At 70.5% G+C, this 16,156-nt stretch carries 18 protein-coding genes; 11 read left to right on the top strand and 7 right to left on the bottom strand.

Annotated elements, in window-relative coordinates:
• Positions 1-49: 49 nt before the first annotated feature.
• Both Q1K33_RS08225 and Q1K33_RS08220 read right to left on the bottom strand, forming a co-directional pair.
• Positions 50-205 carry a hypothetical protein gene (locus tag Q1K33_RS08225; protein WP_300402592.1) on the bottom strand — a complete coding sequence of 52 codons (156 nt, stop codon included), beginning with the start codon at positions 203-205 and terminating at the stop codon, positions 50-52.
• Between the two features lie 11 nt (positions 206-216).
• Positions 217-606 carry a hypothetical protein gene (locus tag Q1K33_RS08220; protein WP_300402590.1) on the bottom strand — a complete coding sequence of 130 codons (390 nt, stop codon included), beginning with the start codon at positions 604-606 and terminating at the stop codon, positions 217-219.
• Positions 607-906: 300 nt separating this feature from the next.
• On the opposite strand from Q1K33_RS08220, the gene Q1K33_RS08215 reads away from it, so the two are divergent.
• The 3 genes from Q1K33_RS08215 to Q1K33_RS08205 all read left to right on the top strand — a co-directional run bounded on the left by Q1K33_RS08215 (position 907) and on the right by Q1K33_RS08205 (position 2,689).
• Positions 907-1,197 carry a DUF1778 domain-containing protein gene (locus Q1K33_RS08215; RefSeq protein ID WP_300402588.1) on the top strand — a complete coding sequence of 97 codons (291 nt, stop codon included), beginning with the start codon at positions 907-909 and terminating at the stop codon, positions 1,195-1,197.
• A 131-nt stretch (positions 1,198-1,328) separates the two neighbouring features.
• Complete coding sequence (locus tag Q1K33_RS08210) at positions 1,329-1,778, top strand: hypothetical protein (RefSeq protein WP_300402586.1); 450 nt, start codon at positions 1,329-1,331, stop codon at positions 1,776-1,778.
• A 500-nt stretch (positions 1,779-2,278) separates the two neighbouring features.
• A complete protein-coding gene (locus tag Q1K33_RS08205; RefSeq protein ID WP_300402585.1) occupies positions 2,279-2,689 on the top strand; it encodes an META domain-containing protein in 411 nt (136 codons plus the stop codon).
• Positions 2,690-2,692: 3 nt separating this feature from the next.
• Here Q1K33_RS08205 and Q1K33_RS08200 read toward each other — a convergent pair whose 3' ends face one another.
• The gene (locus Q1K33_RS08200; RefSeq protein WP_300402583.1) at positions 2,693-3,553 is read right to left on the bottom strand and encodes an NAD(P)-dependent oxidoreductase; all 861 of its coding nucleotides are present in this window, start codon (positions 3,551-3,553) and stop codon (positions 2,693-2,695) included.
• A gap of 124 nt (positions 3,554-3,677) precedes the next feature.
• Here Q1K33_RS08200 and Q1K33_RS08195 point away from each other — a divergent pair, with 124 nt between their 5' ends.
• On the top strand, positions 3,678-6,143 hold the full coding sequence (locus tag Q1K33_RS08195) for a DUF6351 family protein (protein ID WP_300402581.1): 2,466 nt from the start codon (positions 3,678-3,680) through the stop codon (positions 6,141-6,143).
• 111 nt (positions 6,144-6,254) lie between these two features.
• Here the strand turns inward: Q1K33_RS08195 and Q1K33_RS08190 are convergent, their stop codons facing one another.
• Positions 6,255-6,854 carry a TetR/AcrR family transcriptional regulator gene (locus tag Q1K33_RS08190; protein WP_300402579.1) on the bottom strand — a complete coding sequence of 200 codons (600 nt, stop codon included), beginning with the start codon at positions 6,852-6,854 and terminating at the stop codon, positions 6,255-6,257.
• A complete protein-coding gene (locus Q1K33_RS08185) occupies positions 6,851-7,084 on the bottom strand; it encodes a hypothetical protein (protein WP_300402577.1) in 234 nt (77 codons plus the stop codon). The genes Q1K33_RS08190 and Q1K33_RS08185 overlap by 4 nt, the downstream gene beginning before the upstream one ends.
• A 54-nt stretch (positions 7,085-7,138) precedes the next feature.
• Here Q1K33_RS08185 and Q1K33_RS08180 point away from each other — a divergent pair, with 54 nt between their 5' ends.
• Both Q1K33_RS08180 and Q1K33_RS08175 read left to right on the top strand, forming a co-directional pair.
• The gene (locus Q1K33_RS08180) at positions 7,139-8,167 is read left to right on the top strand and encodes a zinc-binding dehydrogenase (protein ID WP_300402575.1); all 1,029 of its coding nucleotides are present in this window, start codon (positions 7,139-7,141) and stop codon (positions 8,165-8,167) included.
• A complete protein-coding gene (locus Q1K33_RS08175; RefSeq protein WP_300402573.1) occupies positions 8,164-8,925 on the top strand; it encodes an SDR family NAD(P)-dependent oxidoreductase in 762 nt (253 codons plus the stop codon). The genes Q1K33_RS08180 and Q1K33_RS08175 overlap by 4 nt, the downstream gene beginning before the upstream one ends.
• Before the next feature lie 22 nt (positions 8,926-8,947).
• Here the strand turns inward: Q1K33_RS08175 and Q1K33_RS08170 are convergent, their stop codons facing one another.
• Positions 8,948-9,649 (bottom strand): acetoacetate decarboxylase family protein, encoded by a 702-nt coding sequence (locus Q1K33_RS08170; RefSeq protein WP_300402571.1) that lies wholly within the window; start codon positions 9,647-9,649, stop codon positions 8,948-8,950.
• A 161-nt stretch (positions 9,650-9,810) separates the two neighbouring features.
• On the opposite strand from Q1K33_RS08170, the gene Q1K33_RS08165 reads away from it, so the two are divergent.
• Entirely contained in the window at positions 9,811-10,563 is a 753-nt protein-coding gene (locus tag Q1K33_RS08165; protein WP_300402569.1) for a hypothetical protein, read from the top strand.
• Positions 10,564-10,567: 4 nt separating this feature from the next.
• Positions 10,568-11,998 (top strand): NAD(P)/FAD-dependent oxidoreductase, encoded by a 1,431-nt coding sequence (locus tag Q1K33_RS08160; protein WP_300402567.1) that lies wholly within the window; start codon positions 10,568-10,570, stop codon positions 11,996-11,998.
• Positions 11,999-12,001: 3 nt separating this feature from the next.
• On the opposite strand, the gene Q1K33_RS08155 is transcribed toward Q1K33_RS08160, so the two are convergent.
• Positions 12,002-13,108, bottom strand: coding sequence for an NADH:flavin oxidoreductase (locus Q1K33_RS08155; protein ID WP_300402565.1), 1,107 nt, complete (start codon positions 13,106-13,108; stop codon positions 12,002-12,004).
• A gap of 67 nt (positions 13,109-13,175) precedes the next feature.
• On the opposite strand from Q1K33_RS08155, the gene Q1K33_RS08150 reads away from it, so the two are divergent.
• Genes Q1K33_RS08150 through Q1K33_RS08140 form a run of 3 tightly spaced genes read left to right on the top strand, consistent with a single transcriptional unit; the run spans position 13,176 to position 16,004 of the window.
• Positions 13,176-13,478 carry a metal-sensitive transcriptional regulator gene (locus tag Q1K33_RS08150; protein WP_300402563.1) on the top strand — a complete coding sequence of 101 codons (303 nt, stop codon included), beginning with the start codon at positions 13,176-13,178 and terminating at the stop codon, positions 13,476-13,478.
• Positions 13,479-13,519: 41 nt separating this feature from the next.
• Positions 13,520-13,732 (top strand): heavy-metal-associated domain-containing protein, encoded by a 213-nt coding sequence (locus Q1K33_RS08145; RefSeq protein WP_300402562.1) that lies wholly within the window; start codon positions 13,520-13,522, stop codon positions 13,730-13,732.
• A gap of 16 nt (positions 13,733-13,748) precedes the next feature.
• On the top strand, positions 13,749-16,004 hold the full coding sequence (locus Q1K33_RS08140; protein WP_300402560.1) for a heavy metal translocating P-type ATPase: 2,256 nt from the start codon (positions 13,749-13,751) through the stop codon (positions 16,002-16,004).
• Positions 16,005-16,156 lie beyond the last annotated feature (152 nt).

The raw sequence follows: 16,156 nt of genomic DNA, 5'->3' as shown, positions 1-16,156 counted from the left end.
CTTCGTCGTCTCACACGCGGATCACGCCGCCACTACTCGCGGATCCGGGTCAGAGTGCGTTGCTGATCGCCGCATCGACCTTCAGAACGACGGGCGTCGTGAGCCCCTTCAGCGGATAGCAGGAACCCGTCACCAGCACCGCCGGCGTTACGCTCGGGCTGATCTTCCCCGAGTTTCGGCGGCCGTCGCCCACCTCACGAGCCACGGCTGATATCGCTACTTGAAGTTGTCGGGCGGCAGCGACACTGGCCAACTCGCGGGCGCGCGATCACGGGGCTGATCATCTCGAAGATAGACCGTGACCCGTCCGCTACCGCGCTGGCTATTCACTACTGCGACCGCGACCTCCTTCGAGACCCCTTCAACAGTGGCGATCTTCTCCGTGCCGTAGACCGTTGGGTCGGACTCGCAGCCCATCTCATCAGCGATACCCAGCGGCTGCCCAACGGGCGGGTTGGCCAGGCCCGTATGGACCTCGTATCGGTGGCCTTCATACGACAGAGAGATGTTGCAATCTCCCTTGGACGGGCCGGAGTCGCTGGCGGCGCAGCCACTGGCACCGAGGAGAACGATCATCCCCAACCAGATCCGCTTGCCCTTCTCCATAACGCAACTCTAGACCCGTCCGTGCGGATCCAACGCCAGTTTGCCGCCTTGAGGGCTCCGCCCGATCATGCCGCCCCGAGGGCTCCGCCCGCCCAGCAGCTATCCAGAACGTCTTCCTATGCCCGCCCCGAGAGCTCCGCGCGACCTATGCCGCAGTCGGGGCAGCGCCCTCCAGAGCAGAGGTGGCTGCAACGTTTTGCCCGTTCCGTACAACCGCCGTACATTGTTAGCAGGGTCGCTTAGCAGGCATCACTGCTAGCGGCGGCCCCGCCCACTACAACGTGGAGATAGGACAAGACGATGGCTCTTACCCAAACCCGACCGTCTACAAAGACCGAGCGTTTCGAGTTGCGCCTCAGCGCCGACGCAGCGCACGCCCTCGTCGCAGCAGCAGCAGCGCTCGGTGTCACGAAGAGCCAGTTCGCGCACGACGCGGTCGAGGAAAAGGCCGCGCATGTGCTCGCACGTGCTGACACCACGCTGATGGACGCTCAGACGTTCGACCGCATGATGAGCAGCCTGGAGACCCCGGACTCGATGCCCGGACTCAAGGCGCACTTGGCCGACGCGACCCCGTACAGGGTGCGGTGACTATCTCCCATCAACTGACACGCCTCACCGCCGAGAAGGCCCCCCGGTTCGACCTGGGGGCCTTCTCGTGTGGTGACCCTTCGTACGACGCGTGGTTGAGCAACTGTCTGCACCAAGTACGCGCTGGTTCGGTGACCGTCTTCGTGTTGACCGAAGACACCGACGAGGCGCCCGGAGATTCTCTTCTGCCGGTGCTGGGCTACTTCGCCCTGGCTCTCACGGTCATCAAGAGTGAGCACCTGAGCAAGAAGGCGGCCAAGGGCCAGGACGAGGTCCCTGCATTTCTGTTGGCACGCCTTGCTTTGTCAGCCGACCTGCGCGGCGGTGTCGAAGGAAAGAACCTGCTCACCGCAGCCCTCGCGCGCATGGTGACGGCCTCCGAGACGATCCCGTCGCGGCTCCTGGTCATTGACGCAGAGAGGCCCAAGGTCGCCCGGCTCTACGAGGCGTGGGGCTTCGCAGCCACTCGCGACATTGATGACGACGTCGACCCGGAGACTGGTCTCTACCGGACCAACGTGCGCCTGGTCGCCAAGACTTCATCGATTCGAGCCGCGCTGCCCGAAGGGTTCCTAGACTGAGGTGTCGTAGTTGGCACAGTGTCAACACGTGCGCTCCGTGGCCACCCGTCACCCATGCGCATGAAAACGAGGTTCGCACGATCCGCCCGACCATCAGCGTGGTGTGCGCGTCAGCGCGCGTGGATCTGCCGCGATCCGCGCGCCATCGCTGCGAGCGATGGTGCGAGCCTTGCTGCGTCGTGTGCCTCAGACCGGTCTGGAGGCGGTTGTCGAACACACGACCCGTGAGCTCTGGTGGCGAGGTCTGGTCGATGGCGGAAGCACAGGAGGCGATCTCCGACTCGGTGATGCCGTTGGAGCGGGCGACCGAGTCCCACTCGCCGATTGCACTGACGACCCGCTCGGCGGTCTCGTTGCGCTGCAGCTCCCGCAGGCGGCACGGCACTCGAACCGCCAATGAGGCCAGTCCGAAGGCCTCGTCGCCGCGAGTGGCGACGGGACGGGCAGGCGACCTGATGCCCCTTCAGGAACCCCGCGGACGCCCAGCGCGTCGGATCACGGTGAACCGCCTGCGGCCCCTCGGCCTCCTCCTGCTCGTGCTGCTCCTCCCGGCCTGCGGCGGCCCTGACCCGGTCCAGAAGGACCAGGTGGTCACCTACGTCGCGACCGACGTGGTGTGGCTCGAGGGCGAGGAGCCGATCGAGGAGGTCGTGGTGAGCGTCGGTGCGGGCAGCGTCGACATGCGGGCGGCGTGCAACACCCTGCACCGCGGTGGCGCGCGGGTCGACGGTGGCCGGCTGAAGGGTGGCACCGTGTCGACGACCGACATGGGCTGCGGCAGTGACGTCGCCACCCGCCAGGACGACTGGCTCGCCGAGCTGCTGGCCGCTGACCCCGAGATCAGCGTGGCGAGCGACCGCGTCGAGCTGCGCTCGAGCGACGCCGTGCTGACCGCCGTACGTCAGGCCTGAGGGTCAGGCCTGAGGGGTCAGGACGTCGCGCCACGAGTGCTGCGGGTCGTAGCCGACCAGCTCTCGCGCCTTGTCGATCGCATACAGCGTCTCGTCGGGGCCCAGCTCTCGGCGCACCTCGACGCCGTCGAAGAAGCGTTCGCGCAGCTCCTGCGTCGTCTCGGCGACGGAGAGGTCGGCGTTGGCGACGTTGAAGACCTCGTAGCCCAGGCCGTCGACCTCCAGGCAGCGCTGCACCATCTGGGACAGGTCGCGGGTGTCGATGTAGGCGAAGATGTTGCGCCGCCGCAGCGCCGGGTCGGCCACGAACGCCGGGAACAGCTCGGCGTACTCGTGCGGCTCGATCACGTTGTTGATCCGCAGGCCGTAGATGTCGGCGTCGGTGCGCGCCTGGAAGGAACGCGCCGTCGCCTCGCCGGCCACCTTCGACATCGCATACGAGTCCTCGGGGACGGTCGGGTGCTCCTCGTCGACCGGCAGGTAGTCCGGACGCCGCTCGCCCTGGGCGAAGCAGACGCCGTACGTCGTCTCGGAGGAGGCGAAGACGATCTTGGGGACGCCGAGCCGGGTCGCGGCCTCGAGGACGTGGTAGGTGCTCAGCACGTTGGCGGCGTACGTCGTCGAGTCGGGCCGCAGCAGGATCCGCGGCACCGCCGCGAAGTGCACGACCGCGTCGTAGTCGGGGACCCGCTCCAGGTCCAATTCGTCCATCCGCGCCAGCCCGGCCATCGCGGAGTAGGTCTCGCCGGCGTCGGTCAGGTCGACACGGAGGTCGGCGTTGGTGACCTGGTGTCCCTGCTCGGCGAGGTGGGTCACGACGTGCCGGCCCGCCTTGCCGCTGCCGCCGGTGAAGAAGATGCGCATGGGGGGCCAACCGGTCGGGGCGCCCGATGCTTCCCATCGCCTGCGGCGACGTGACTCTCGTGCGATTCTCTCGTTGAGGAATGTGACGGCCGGCACATCGACGGCCGTGGTCAGGAGAGCCGTTATGTCGCACCGCCGTCCCCGCCCGTTCGTCACCGTCCTCGTCGGGGCGTGCGCGCTCGCGCTGATGATCCCGCTCGGCGGGGCGCCGACCGGGTCGGCCGCCGCCGCCGAGGCGGCAGCGGTGACCTCGACGGGACCGGCCGCCGCGGAGACGGCGTCGGTGACGTCGGTGGCGCCGACCCTCGCCAAGCCGAAGAAGAAGGCCAAGCCGATCCGGATCCACGCGGTCTCCAACCGCCCCGACCTGGTCTCGGGCGGCGACGTGCGGGTGGTGGTCCGCAAGGTCAAGGGCCTCAAGCGCCGTCAGGTCAAGGTCCGGCTCAACGGGGACGACGTGACCCAGGAGTTCCAGGTCCGCCCAGGAGGCCTCTACGAGGCCTACCTCACGGGTCTCGATGTCGGCCGCAACGTCATCAAGGCGACCGGCAAGCGCAAGAATGCCGGCGCGAAGGTGGGAGGCAAGAAGGGCGGCGGCCCCGGCTCGAAGCTCCGTTTCGCCGGCAAGCTGGTCGTGACCAACCACCCCAACGGGGGCCCGATCTTCTCCGGACCCCAGCACGGTCCCTACGTCTGCCAGGACTCCGCGGTCGACGAGCAGTGCAACGAGCCGCCGTCGTACTCGTTCCTCTACAAGTCCAGCGACCCCACGCAGGCCGAGCTCCAGCCCTACGACCCCGACGACCCGCCGTCCGACGTCGCGACGACGACCACCGACACCGGCGAGACGGTGCCCTTCATCATCCGTCGTGAGGACGGCTACCAGGCGCGTGACCGCTACACGATCATGGCGATCTGGCAGCCCGGTGAGCCGTGGACCCGCTACCGGTCCCAGCCGCAGTTCAACCACAAGATCCTGATCCCGCACGGCGGCAACTGCGGGGCGTCCTACCAACCCGGCAACCCGCCGCTCGAGGACTACGCCGGCACGATCCCCGCCGTACCCGGCTTCGAGCAGTCGTACGTCGCGGCGCTCGGCAAGGGCTTCGCGGTCGTCTCGACCGCGCTCAACAACACCGGGCACAACTGCTCCATCGCCACCGAAGCCGAGTCGCTGCTGATGGTCAAGGAGTACTTCGTCGAGCAGTACGGCACGATCCGCTACACGATCGGCACCGGCTGCTCGGGCGGCTCGATCGCGCAGAACACGATCGCCAACTCCTACCCCGGCATCTACCAGGGTCTGCTGACCACCTGCACCTACCCGGACGTGATCAGCCCCGGAGCGCAGTTCGCCGACTACCACCTGATGCGGAAGTACTTCGAGGACCCGAGCCGCTGGGCGCCGGGCGTCGTGTGGCTGCCGACCCAGATCGCCTCGGTCGAGGGACACATCTCGATGATCAACTCGATCGCCGCCGACGAGCTGCTCTTCAAGTCCGCGCTCAACCCGGAGAACGACTGCTCGGGATCGGTCGACACCGTCCCCGGGGACACGACCACGCGCTACAACACCGAGACCAATCCCGGCGGGGTGCGCTGCTCGGTGCTGGACATCATGAAGAACCTGATCGGCGTCCGGCCGCCGTCGGTGTGGAGCCCGGCGGAGAAGGAGGTCGGAGAGGGTTTCGCCGGTCTGCCCTTCGCCAACATCGGCATCCAGTACGGCCTCGAGCCGCTGCGGCGTGGCGAGATCACGACCGCGCAGTTCATCGACCTCAACGAGAAGCTCGGCGGCCTCGACATCGACCTCAACCCGATCGAGGCCCGCACCGTCGGTGACATCCGCTCGATCGGGCGCGCCTACCGCACCGGGCTGATCAACGAGGGCCAGTACATGGACCGCGTCGCGATCATCAACTTCGGCGGCCCGGACCCGGGCATCGCCCACGACTACGCCCACGCCTTCTGGATGGAGGAGCGTGCGGCGCGCTCGCAGGGCGGAACCACCGACAACCGGGTCATGTGGTTCGGGGTCGTGCCGCTCATCGGTGACCTGCGCTGGGCCGTGGAGTCCCTCGAGGCGATGGACCGCTGGCTCGCCGCCGTCGAGAAGGACCGGTCGAAGAAGGGCCTGGCTCGCAAGATCGTGGTCAACAAGCCCGCCGACATCACCGATCGCTGCTTCAACGTGCCAGGGCTCCTCGAGGTCCCGGGCGCGAACGACGAGGTGGACTGCGTGCTGCCGGAGTCGTTGCAGCTGCGGCTGAGCACCCCGCGCGAGCAGGCCGGCGACGACGTCCTCAACGACCGCGTCGCCTGTCAGCTGCGCCCGCTGGACCGCGCCGACTACGACTTCCTGCTGCTGCCGCTGAGCGACGCCGACTGGGAGACCCTGCAGGAGATCTTCCCGTTCGGCGTGTGCGACTACGACAAGCCCGGCCGCGGCTTCCAGGGCAACCAGAGCTGGCTGACCTACGGCGACCGCAAGGGAGAGGTCGTGTACGGCGGCCGCAACCTGCCGACGCCCGGGCGCAAGCAGGCCAGTGGCTGGCAGTCCGGGTCGTTCAGCAGCGTGCTCCAGCAGTGAGCGAGCAGCAGCCCGCGAGGCACGAGCGGCCTCGACACCCAACGAGCCGACCTGCCACGACCACACCCGAGGTCGGCGCCCGGGTCATCGGGTCTCGACCCCCGTCAGGTGTCAGGCGCGCAGCGCCGGCATCAGGAACGCCTCGAGATAGTCGGAGATCGAGCCTGCGTCGTCGATGTCGACGGCCTGGCCCGGCACGCTGACGAGCGAGACCACGATCCGCATCACCCACTCGGCCGCACCCTGGACGTCGAGGCCGGCACGCAGCTCGCCGGTGGCGACGCCGGCCTCCAGCTGGGCGCGCCAGAACCACGACAGCCCCGGGACGATGTCGTCCACGAAGGTGCCGATCACCGCGCCGAAGGCTTCCGGCTCGCTCTCGCGCAGCTCGGTGGCCAGTGGTCCGAGGGGCGCGGCACGGGCGAGCACGACGGCGGCGGCGACGCGGGCGGCGAACCCGTCGGCGGCGTCGACGCGCTGCTGGGCGTCGACCCAGAAGGCCTGGTCGCGCCGGATGAGCGCGGCCGAGAGCAGGGTGGCCTTGTCGGGGAAGTGCCGGTAGAGCCAGGCCCGCGAGACCCCGGCCTCGGCGGCCACGCCGGCTGCCGTCGTACGGCGGATCCCGTCACGGCGCAGACAGGACTCGGCGGCGTCGAGGATCCGGTCTCGTGCCGATCGGCCGTCGGAGTCGGGCGGTGCCGGGGCGCTCACGTGAGGTCGTACGCCATGGCCCGCAGCGTGGCCTGGTCCTCGGGCGACAGGAGGGCCTGGATCTCGTTGAGCATCGCTCCGCCGGGACGGACCGAGCCGTCGTGCAGGCGGTTGCGCTGCGTCTCGTCGCGCGCCACGTGGACGCAGGACAGGATCAGCGTGGGCACCGAGACATCCTCGGGGTGGGCGCGGATCCCGGCGTCGGTCGCAGTGATCGGCAACGACATCATGGCGCAAAAGTACACACTTGTGCCGATGTGTCTACTGCCTCTAGCGTGCCGGATGTGAGAGCCGTCACTGTGTCCGCGCCCGGTCAGATCTCCGTCGAGGAGGTGCCGGACGCGACGCTGCCCGGCCCCGGTGGGGCGGTGGTGAAGGTCGAGGCCACCGCGATCTGCGGCTCCGACCTGCACTTCTACGACGGCGACCTGCCGCTCTACCCCGTCGCGGTGGGTCACGAGGCCATCGGCACGGTCGCCGAGGTGGGCGCGCAGGTCGACGGCTTCGCCGTCGGCGACCGGGTGCTGGTGGCGTCCGTGGCCGGGTGCGGCGACTGCGCGGGGTGCGCGACGCTCGACCCGGTCGCGTGCCTCGGCGGGGCGAAGGTGTTCGGCTCCGGAGAGCTCGGGGGAGCGCAGAGCGACCTGCTCGCCGTACCGGCTGCCGACTTCAACCTGCTGACGATCCCCGACGGGGTCAGCGACGAGGCCGCGCTGCTCCTGACCGACAACCTGGGCACGGGCTGGGCGGCCGCGACGCGCGCCGACGTCGCTCCGGGGGAGACGGTGCTGGTGCTCGGGCTGGGTGCCGTCGGTCAGTGCGCGGTCCGCTGCGCGATCGCGCTGGGGGCACGCGTGCTCGCCTACGACCCGGTCGAGGGCCGCCGGGCGATGGCCGAGAAGACAGGCGCCACGGCGCTGACAGGGACACCCGAGGACGTCGTCCCGGCCGTGCTCGAGGCCACCGGGGGTCGCGGAGCCGCCGCGGTCATCGACGCCGTCGGCCACAACGCCACCGTCGACACGGCGTTCGCGGCGGTCCGCTCGACCGGCACCGTCTCCGTGGTCGGCATCCACGACCTCGAGCCCTACCCGTTGGCGCTGCTGATGGGCACCTTCCGCTCGATCACCCTGCGGATGACCACCGCACCCGTGCACCGGACGTGGGGCGAGCTGCTCCCGCTGGTCGCCGACGGACGCCTCGACACCTCCGGGATCTTCACCCACACCTACCCGCTGCACGAGGCGGCCACGGCGTACGCCGCCGTCGCCTCCCGCTCGGCCGACTGCCTGAAAGCGATGCTGATCCCGTGACGACGCCGAACCTCGACGGATCCCTGACCGGCAAGCGCGTCATCGTCACCGGAGGCGCCTCGGGCATCGGCCGCGCCAGCGCCGAGCTGTTGCTGGCCCGTGGTGCGCAGGTCGCGATCTGGGACGTCGCCGACGACACCCTCGCCGTCGCCGAGACGGTCGGTGCCCACGGTCAGGTCGTGGACGTGACGGCCGACCTCGGCGCTCCGGTGGCGGAGGCCGCCCAGGCACTGGGCGGTCTGACCGGTCTCGTGCACGCCGCCGGGCGCGCGAGCGTCGAGCCCGTGGGCGCCTTCACCGCCGACTCGTGGGACCAGGTCGTCGACGTCAACCTGCGCGCCCACGCTCTGCTGACCCAGGCGATGCTGCCGCACCTCGAGGCGGCGGCAGCCGACGGAGCAGGGCCCTCGATCGTGGCGATCTCCTCCATCGAGGGGATGGCGGCCAACCCGTGGATCCCCGCGTACTGCGCCTCCAAGGCCGGGCTGCTCGGGCTCACCCGCTCGATGGCCGCCCAGCTGGGCGCCAGCGGGATCCGGGTCAACTCGGTCTGCCCTGGCTTCGTCGTGACGCCGATGATCCAGCAGGCGCTGGACATCCCCGAGATCAGGGCGGAGTACGAGCAGGCCGCACCGCTCGGCCGGATGGGTCAGCCGCGCGAGATCGCCGGGGCCGTGGCGTTCCTGCTCTCCGACGACGCCTCGTTCGTGACCGGGACCGAGGTCGTCGTCGACGGCGGCCTCATCTGCAAGCACTGACCCCTAGGTCGTGGGAGGGGGGTCAGACCGTCGTGCCCAGCTGGAACACGGCGCCGAGCCGCTCGCCGTACGACGCGAAGTCGGGGGCGCACGGCAGCCCGAGGCTGCTCAGCTCGTCGGCGATCGGGCCGGAGCCGAGCTCGACGACGACCTGGTCGGCCTCGACGACGCCGGTGGCGAGGTCCATCGCCAACGGCGTCTCGTACGGCGTGCCGTCGAGGTAGGAGTAGCTGACGGTCTCGATCCGCGTGGGCTCGCCGAGCGGCTCGACGCGGGGGACCGTCACGCGCAGGGCCACCGATGCCCCGTCGCGCAGGACGAAGGTCGCGTGGGTGTCGCTGTAGTCGGCGTCGATCCCCATCACCGTCTTGGGAAATCCCATCACTCGGTTGCCTGCCAGGCAGGTGAACTCCTGGTCGACGGGCATCCGGTAGACGAAGGAGCCGATCACCTCCTCGCCCGCGCCGGCGGGGCGGGCCAGGAAACCGAGGTTGACCTCGTTGTAGTCGCCCCAGGGATTGGCCCGGTAGTCGACAAGGCTCACGATCAGCTGCGCCACCCCGGGACCGACCTCGACGATCTCGAACGCGTCGCCGGGCAGGAGCGCTCGGGCGGCCGCCGCGGGCACGCTGAAGCCCAGCGTCGCGGAGGTGAAGTCGTCGACCTCCATCGGGAAGGTGATCTCCTGGCCCTCGATGGAGCCCCAGGTGGTGCTGACGGTCATCGGGTGGTCCTTCGGCTCGAAAGATTTGGCACGCGTCAAATTAGCGCAGCTGTGTGGTGTGCGCCACAGCTCTGGTCTCCAGATGCCTGCTGGCACGACGGGCTGACGTCGGTTTCGACGTTCGGCCTCCGCTGGACCAGACCAGTCCCTACCCTGTCCCGGTGACATCTGGACATGAGCCTCCGGGGCCCCCACTGCCGGGGCCGCCGACCTCGTCGGCGCACCCGGGATACCCGGGGTACCCGCCGGCCTCTCCTGGCTACGGGCGGTTCGCTCCGGCGGGGCCGTTGCCCGAGCCCGAGCCGTCGCAGGCGATGGCGCGCTGGGCGCTCGGCCTGGCGATCGTCCCGTGTGGGCTGCTCTGGCTCGTCGGCGCCGGGCTCGCGATCGCCGTGCTGCGGCGCAACCGGGACGGTCGCAACCACGGCAAGAAGAAGGCCATCGGGGCCCTGGTCATGGCCGGGCTATGGGTGCTGTTGGCCCTCGCGGTGCCGGCCACCCTCTTCGCGATCGCCCCCGACCGCTCCGACAGCGGCCAGGTGACGAGCGAGGGGTCGGTGGCTCCGCAGGACCTCCAGGTCGGGGACTGCGTCCGCGACCTGCTCTCCGAGGGCTACAAGCTGACCGTCAAGGTCTCGCCCTGCGCCGAGCCGCACCAGACCGAGGTCTTCGCGAACTTCGACCTGACGGACTCCACCTACCCCGGCGACGACGAGACCCGGGCCCTCGCCGAGCAGGGATGCTTCGATCGCCTCCAGGAGCTGCTCCCGCGTCGCAAGCTCGCCAGGGCGAGCGTGCTCTACCTCTATCCCTTCAGCGGGACCTCCTTCCGCGAGGATCCCGGTGTCTCCTGCCTGGTCGAGTCGGACGTGCCGGTCACGGACCGGATCGTCGAGCTGCCCCCGGTAGGTTGACGTCGTGAGCATCCGTCGTACCGCCAACGTGGTCGGCTCCGGACCCAACGGGCTGGCCGCCGCCGTCGCGCTGGCCCAGCAGGGTGTGGCTGTCACGGTGCTGGAGGCAGCGACAGAGATCGGTGGCGGCACGCGTACGGCGGAGCTCACCGAGCCCGGGGTGCTCCACGACGTGTGCTCGGCCATCCACCCGTTCGGGGTCGCCTCGCCCTTCCTGCGGACGCTTCCGCTCTCGCAGCACGGGCTGCGCTGGTGCTGGCCGGAGGTCGACGTCGCCCACCCGCTCGAGGACGGCAGTGCGGGCGCCCTGAAGGGCGACGTCGTCGAGACGGCCGCGGGGCTGGGGGTCGACGGTCGCCGCTGGCGCCAGGTCTTCGGTCCGCTCCAGGCGGCCTTCCCGCAGCTCGCCGACGACATCCTCGGGCCGCTGATCAGCGTGCCCGGGCATCCGATCAAGCTTGCCCAGTTCGGGCTGCGTGCCGGGCTGCCCGCGACCGTGCTGGCTCGCGCCTTCCGCACCCCTCAGGCCCGGGCGCTCTTCCTGGGCTGCGCCGCCCACGTCTACCGGCCCCTGGGCGGCCTGGCCTCGTCCTCGGTCGGGGCGATGATGATCGCCGCCGGGCACGTGCACGGCTGGCCCGCCGCGCAGGGTGGCTCGCAGGCGATCACCGCGGCGCTGGCAAGCCTGCTCCGCGAGCTCGGAGGGACCATCGTGCTCGCGCACCACGTGCGCTCGACCGCGGACCTGCCGCCTGCGCAGGTCACCCTCTTCGACACCACGCCCACCGGTTTCGCCGACATCCTGGGCGAGCAGGCGGACGCAGGCCGCGGCAAGGCCTACCGCTCCTGGTCCTACGGGCCGGCCGCCTACAAGGTCGACCTGGCCGTGCGTGACGGCATCCCCTGGACGGCGGAGTCGGCGCGCAAGGCCGGCACCGTCCACGTCGGTGGTGCTGCTGAGGTGATGGTGCGCTCCGAGCGCGACACCGTGGCGGGCCGGATGCCCGAGCGGCCGTTCATCCTGGTCGGCCAGCAGTACCTCGCCGACCCCACCCGCTCGGTCGGCGACGTGCACCCGATCTGGGCCTACGCCCACGTCCCGCACGGCTACGCCGGAGACGCCACCGGTGTCGTGCTCGACGAGATCGAGCGCTACGCCCCCGGGTTCCGCGACCGGATCGTCTCGACGGCGGTGATGACCCCGGCCGACTACGAGACCTACAACCCCAACTACGTCGGCGGCGACATCGCGATGGGGGCCAACACCCTGCCGCAGCTGATCGCCCGGCCGGCGCTGGCTGCCGATCCGTACGACACCGGTGTGCCGGGCATGTACCTCTGCTCGGCCTCCACACCGCCCGGGGCCGGCGTGCACGGGATGTGCGGCTACCGCGCCGCGCAGAGCGCGCTGAAGCACCTCGCCCGTCTGGGCTGAGACTCAGCCCCCGCTGACGAGACCGTCCCAGCCCTTCGCCAGGTAGTCGACGAAGTCCCGACCCACGTGCTCGGCGGCGAGGTGCTCGCGGGTCACCGGCGGTGCCACGGCGGCGAAGCCCGCATCGGCGATCGAGCGGGCGGCGAAGTCGTGGTGCAGGATCGCGGCCATCCCGACACTGACGAAGTCGGCGCCCCGGTCCAGGCACCAGGCGGCATCGGCCGCGGAGAGGACCTTGCCGGCGACGCCGAGCCGCGTCTCGCCCCGCTCGAGACCCGTGAAGTAGTCGATGAGGAGGCGGTCCTCATCGCGGGCACCCACGTCGCCGCGGGGTGACATGAACACGTCCCACAGCGACATGTCGAGGTAGTCCAGCAGGCCCGAGTCCAGCACCAGGGTCGCGACCTCGACGCCCTCGGCCACGGTGAGGCCGTTGCCCTCGGGCGTGAGACGGAGCCCGAGCTGGAAGTCCGGGCCGGTGGCGGCGCGGATGCCGGCCAGGATCTCCATCAGCATCCGCGAGCGGTTCTCCATCGAGCCGCCGTACTGATCGGTGCGGTCGTTGTGTCGTGGGTCGAGGAACTGGCACACGAGGTAGCCGTGCGCGCCGTGCACCTCCACGCCGTCGAACCCGGCCCTCTCCGCTCGTACGGCGGCCGCGACGAAGTCCTGCACGCTCTCGGCGACCTCCGCCGTCGTCATCGCGACCGAGCCGGTCCTCGGGTCGTCCCACGGGCACTGGTTGGGTCGGCCCGACAGGGTGGGGTCGGCGCGCCGACCGCCGTGGTGCAGCTGCACCGACGAGACCGTCCCCGTCGTGCGCAGGGCGGCGGCCAACCTCGTGAGGCCGGGGAGGTGCTCGTCCGAGGAGATGCCGAGCTGGCCCGCCCAGGCCTGGCCCGCCGGGACGACGTACGTCGCACACGTCATCACCAGCCCCGTGCCGCCCCGACCCCGGGCCTCGAGCCAGTGCAGCTCGTCGTCGGACAGGGTGCCGTCGGCGTTGCTCTGGGTGTTGGTCAGCGGTGCGAGCGCGAAGCGGTTCGTCCAAGCGGGCCCGTGGGCCAGGGTCAGGGGAGCGCTGATCGCTGCGGGAGTCGGTACGGTCACCCGCCCATCCTGCCGGGCAGGAGGTGAGGACCTTGAGGCGACTACCCTAGGGGGGTATGGTGTCAGCATGAGCGACGAGACCGGGACCCCACCGGGCTACCTGACCCGCAAGGACGACTACCTCAAGCGGATGCGCCGGATCGAGGGCCAGGTCAAGGGCATCGAGCGGATGATCGGCGACGAGAAGTACTGCATCGACATCCTCACCCAGGTCTCGGCCGTGACCAAGGCCCTGCAGGCCGTCGCACTCGGACTGGTGGACGAGCACATGAGCCACTGCGTGCTCGACGCCGCCCGCGCCGGATCGCCGCAGGCGGAGGTCAAGCTCAGGGAGGCCTCCGACGCGATCGCCCGGCTCGTCCGCTCCTGACCAGCACTCCTGCCGCACGCACGAACGAAAGGACGCCGACCATGACCAACACGACCACCAGCACCTACACCGTCACCGGGATGACCTGCCAGCACTGCGTCGCCTCGGTGACCGAGGAGGTCTCCGACATCGCGGGGGTCACCGACGTCGCCGTCGACCTCACGAGCGGGGCGGTGACCGTCACCAGCAGCGGCCCGATCGCCGAGGACGCCGTACGCGCCGCGGTGGACGAAGCCGGCTACGCGCTCGCCTGACCGGCAGCCCGGACTGATGAGCACCGACTCCACGACGGACGCCACTGAGCGCCAGGTCGACCTGGCGATCACCGGCATGACGTGCGCCTCGTGCGCCAACCGGATCCAGCGCAAGCTGAACAAGGTCGAGGGCGTCACCGCCAGCGTCAACTACGCGACCGAGAAGGCCAGCGTCACCTACGACGAGAGCGTCTCCACCGACCAGCTCCTCGCGACCGTCGAGTCCGCCGGGTACGGCGCCACCCTGCCGTCGCAGGCCGACGACGGCCTCGAGCCTGACGGAGCGTCGCTGCGGGCCCGGATGCTCGTCTCCGCCGTGCTCAGCGTCCCGGTCATCGCGATGGCGATGGTGCCGCCCCTGCAGGTCGACGGGTGGCAGTGGATCTCGTTGGTGCTCGCGACCCCTGTGGTGCTGTGGGGCGCGCTGCCCTTCCACCGGGCCGCCTGGACCAACCTGCGCCACGGCGCCACCACCATGGACACGCTCATCTCGATGGGGACGCTCGCCGCCTTCGGCTGGTCGCTCTACGCCCTGGTCTTCGGCACCGCCGGCGAGATCGGGATGACGCACTCCTTCGACCTGGTCGTCGAGCTGGGCCGCCGTACCGACGGAGCCGACAACCTCTACCTCGAGGCCGCCACCGGGGTCGCGACCTTCCTGCTCGTCGGGCGCTACCTCGAGGAGCGCGCCAAGGGCACGGCGGGTGCTGCGCTGCGCGCGCTCCTGGACCTCGGTGCGCGCGACGTCGCCGTCCTGCGCGACGACGTCGAGACCCGCATCCCCATCGACCAGCTCGCCGCGGACGACGTCTTCGTGGTGCGTCCCGGCGAGAAGGTGGCCACCGACGGCGTGGTCGTGGAGGGCTCCTCGGCGATCGACGCGTCACTGCTGACCGGCGAGTCCGTGCCCGTGGAGGTCGGGGTCGGCGACGAGGTCACCGGAGCGACGATCAACGCCGGCGGTCGGCTCGTCGTCCGTGCCAGCAGGGTCGGCTCCGAGACCCAGCTCGCGCAGATGGCGCGCCTCGTCGAGCAGGCACAGACGGGCAAGGCCGCTGCTCAGCGCCTGGCCGATCGCATCTCCGGCATCTTCGTGCCGGCCGTGATCGTGCTGGCGGTCGCGACCTTCCTCGGTTGGGTCGTGCTGGCCGATGACGTCACCGCTGCCTTCACCGCAGCGGTCGCCGTGCTGATCATCGCCTGCCCCTGCGCGCTCGGACTGGCGACGCCGGTCGCCCTGATGGTCGGCACCGGCCGTGGCGCCCAGCTCGGGATCCTGATCAAGGGGCCCGAGGTGCTCGAGCAGACCCGAGCGGTCGACGTGGTGCTGCTCGACAAGACCGGGACCGTCACGACCGGCCAGATGTCGCTGCGCGACGTGCTCACGGCCCCGGGCGAGGACGTCGCTCAGGTGCTGTCGCTGGCCGCTGCCCTCGAGGACGCCTCCGAGCACCCGATCGCCCGAGCCGTCGTCGCCGGTGCGGCCGAGCGACTCACCGACCGGTCCACGGAGCGGGTGACCGACTTCGTCTCGCTGTCCGGGCTCGGGGTGCGTGGCCGGGTCGCCGGCACCGAGGTGATCGTCGGACGCCCCGGCCTCCTGCGCGACCAAGGCCTGTCCCTCCCGGTGGAGCTGGAGGAAGCCGTCTCCTCGGCCCGCGAGCAGGGCGGCACCGTCGTCGCGATCGGGTGGGACGGCGCTGCGCGGGGGGCGCTCGTCGTGGCCGATGCGGTGAAGGACACCTCTGTCGAGGCGATCGGGCAGCTGCGCGAGCTCGGTCTGCGCCCGGTCCTGCTCACCGGTGACGATGCGGTGGTGGCCGCCAGGGTCGCCCGCGAGGTCGGGATCACCGAGGACGACGTGATCGCCGGCGTGCTGCCGACCGACAAGGCCGACGTCGTACGACGACTGCAGGGCGAAGGACGGGTCGTGGCCATGGTGGGCGACGGCGTCAATGACGCCGCGGCCCTCGCCCAGGCCGACCTGGGCCTGGCCATGGGCACCGGCACCGACGCCGCCATCGAGGCCGGCGACCTGACCCTCGTGCGAGGCGACCTGCGCGTCGCTGTCGACGCGATCAGGCTCTCGCGTCGCACCCTGGCCATCATCCGCGGCAACCTGCTGTGGGCGTTCGGCTACAACGTCGCCGGTCTGCCCCTGGCGGCCGCGGGCCTGCTGAACCCGATGATCGCGGGTGCGGCGATGGCGTTCTCGTCACTGTTCGTCGTGGGCAACAGCCTGCGCCTGCGCAGCTTTCAGCCTCGCGGGTGAGGGTTGAGCGTGGCGTCACTGGGTAGTGTGGGTCTCACCGGTGGTGGAGGCGACTTGCGCAGACGCCGCCACTCCGGTTGCCCGATGCCCTCGGGTGGTTGAGGCCCTTCCGTCTGCTCCCCGGCCGGTGGGGCCTCAGTCGCGTGCGCGCC

The organism is Nocardioides sp. (genome assembly GCF_029937575.1).
In the GTDB taxonomy this organism is placed as follows: domain Bacteria; phylum Actinomycetota; class Actinomycetes; order Propionibacteriales; family Nocardioidaceae; genus Nocardioides.
Note: the sequence above shows the minus strand (reverse complement) of the source record. Positions and strands in the feature narration are given on the sequence as shown.